The sequence below is a fragment of the Deltaproteobacteria bacterium genome (assembly GCA_016219225.1).
Taxonomy (GTDB): Bacteria; Desulfobacterota; RBG-13-43-22; order RBG-13-43-22; family RBG-13-43-22; genus RBG-13-43-22.
This window is the reverse complement of record JACRBX010000123.1, coordinates 1-2,440: the sequence shown is the minus strand read 5'-3', so window position 1 is coordinate 2,440 and position 2,440 is coordinate 1. Positions and strand designations below refer to the sequence as shown.

General features: G+C 50.1%; 2 protein-coding genes. Both read right to left on the bottom strand.

Annotated elements, in window-relative coordinates; genetic code table 11:
• Positions 1-220 precede the first annotated feature (220 nt).
• A complete protein-coding gene (locus HY879_10910; GenBank protein ID MBI5603853.1) occupies positions 221-1,762 on the bottom strand; it encodes an IS66 family transposase in 1,542 nt (513 codons plus the stop codon).
• A gap of 2 nt (positions 1,763-1,764) precedes the next feature.
• Entirely contained in the window at positions 1,765-2,043 is a 279-nt protein-coding gene (locus HY879_10905) for a hypothetical protein (GenBank protein ID MBI5603852.1), read from the bottom strand.
• Between the last annotated feature and the right edge of the window lie 397 nt (positions 2,044-2,440).

Sequence of the window (2,440 nt, the reverse complement as noted above, 5' to 3'; positions counted from 1 at the left end):
GCAATGAATGCTATGAAACAACGTCCCCTCCCCATAGAGAAAGAAGGAAACGCTGGGAAAAGTTCATCAATTCCCGTACATTTCCCGGCCAGGAATGCTTCATCAGATGAGGCATCATATCGGTCAGAAGGTAACAGTTTAGTCCCTATCCCCAAGGGGACTATAATCACCCCGAGGCCCACCGCCAAGCAAAAATTGGAACCTGCCCGAACATTTCCGATCAACTGGAGTTATTATACAAGGCCGCCTGGGCAGAAGCCGAATCAGCCGTTAGGAGAGTTTTGAGGAAGGTCAGGGGATGGACCTTTTGCCTTTTGGCCGTTTGAACCAGGCTGGGGAGGATACTATGGGTCTTTAATCCTTTATCTGATCTCGTTCCAAAACAGACTTTGCGGAAGATGACCATTTTTCTCAGGGATTGTTCGGCCTGATTATTGGTAGGCGGCACGCCGGGGATGCGCAGAAAGGTGAAGAGGCTTTTCTGTTCCGGACCGACGAGGTACTTTCGGAGCGTCTCAGCGGGCTTGAACTGAAGGGGTTGTTGACAGATATTCGTGAGTTCTTTGAGGAAAAATTTTTCGATCTTCAAGGCCGACTGTTTTGAAAGGATACCGGATCTTAGATCCTGGCCGGTTTCACAGGCCTTGGAGAAAAAGTCTTTGACTCGGCTGGTAAAGGAGTCTACGTGTTTGTCCTGCTCCGGTTGCGGCAGGAGAGCATGTTCCCGTTTGATTTCTTTAACGGTTGTGATGATATGGGCCAGACAAGCCTGCCAGTTGGCGCCGATGCCGTTATAAGCTGGATAGCGGTCTCGCACCAGCGTACCGGGGAAGTCCTTTCCGAAGATGGACTTGGCTACCTCGGCAGAGCGGTGCCGATCGATATGAAAGAAGGCCAGGTCTTCATTGCCCCCATACCACACATAATGGCCATCTCCATCATTACGCCATGAGGTTTCATCGGCATGGGCCACGTCAGACATCCTGAGCTTTTCCCGCAGGTCTGCGTAAATAGGCTCGCCCAACTTAGCTGCTTTTTGGTCAAAGCCAACCAGAGAAGCCGGCACGAACGATAGACCGAACAAAACCTTGAAGACCTCTGCGACTTTTCGGTACGGAATGCCGATCTCATAACGTAGATACATAGCGGTCGACTTGGCCACCGGCCCGATTGGGGCATGGAGAATCTCGTCGGCTGCCGTCTGAACAACGGGTCCTCGACACTGAGTACAGAAGGCCTGTTCATGCACATACCGCGTAACACCGGGGCGGGGGACCAGCACAATGTCTTCCTGAATATGCTCCAGGGGTTCTTCAATCGGGGTTAAGTCTGTTGAACCACAATAGGGACATTGGTGTGGCGCTGAGACCGGAACGGACCGATCAATGTGGATCGGTTTCGGCCTGAACCATCCCGGATGGCCCATGGGAGCACCGCGTTTTTTCTGGCCGGATTGCTCCGGGACATCCTTTTTATCGTCAGGACCACCCTCCTTTTTTCGGTTCGTCTTAAATTGCTTTTGGTGTAAGGCCTGATATTTGGCCCGAAGCTCCGCCAGTTCCCTTTCCAACTCACGATTACGCTTAAGGGCTGAGTCCAGCCTCTGATCCAATAGATCGTTAATCCTCAAGTGCTCTTGATAGGAATTTTCCCCCATCCGATACTCTCCCAACACCCAGGTGGTGGACAGCCCGCCCAGATAAGGACAGTTATGCTCATATGAACAGACGAAATCACGGGGCGGAAAAACAGGAGGCTTCATTCTTAAGGGTTCTCCAGTTTTAGAATCTCCCAGTTGATCTTGGACAACTTCTGGATAAGGGCCCAAAGCTGTTTATAACGCTTTCCCATCTCCAGGGCCTTCGGAACAAGGTTCTTCCTGACGTAAAGGGTGACGGTTTTCCCCTCCACCTTGGTGGTCAGCCCATATCCGGACATAGACGGGGATTTGGCAACGGTCCCGATAAGAAAGGAATCGAGATGAGCCATAATTTCCTGTCGAAGCAGATCTTGTCGTTTTTTGAGAACCGAAAGTCTTTCCATAATAAAACCTTCCTTTTCACAAGAGTACAAGTACTCATATAATTTAACCTAAAAAATGCCCGGATGTCAAGTTTTTTTTATCATCCAGACAAAATTAATTACAAAAGAACTAAACTGTTACGTGGTTTCCATCGCGTGCGAGGGGACGTTGTTCATTTCATTCAGTTTGAGTAGCTGCTTCCATCGCTTTAATTGCCATAGCCACCCCGGTTGTCCCAACCCCAACCTGACGGGCGATCTCAGCCATAGGGAGCCCCAGTTCCCGGTATAGATAAAAACAGAGCCTTCTTCGAAGTTCCGACACAGCCTTTCGGCGGCTCCCAGATTTTAACTCAATTTCATTAACTCCGGCTTCTCGACATTTTTCTCTAATGATCCTCGACAACGCCCCGGCTTT

What these genes read in the sequence shown, in the direction of transcription:
- HY879_10910 (MBI5603853.1), bottom strand. Translation starts at nt 1,762, where the DNA reads ATGAAGCCTCCTGTTTTTCCGCCCCGTGATTTCGTCTGTTCATATGAG.
- HY879_10905 (MBI5603852.1), bottom strand. Translation starts at nt 2,043, where the DNA reads ATGGAAAGACTTTCGGTTCTCAAAAAACGACAAGATCTGCTTCGACAG.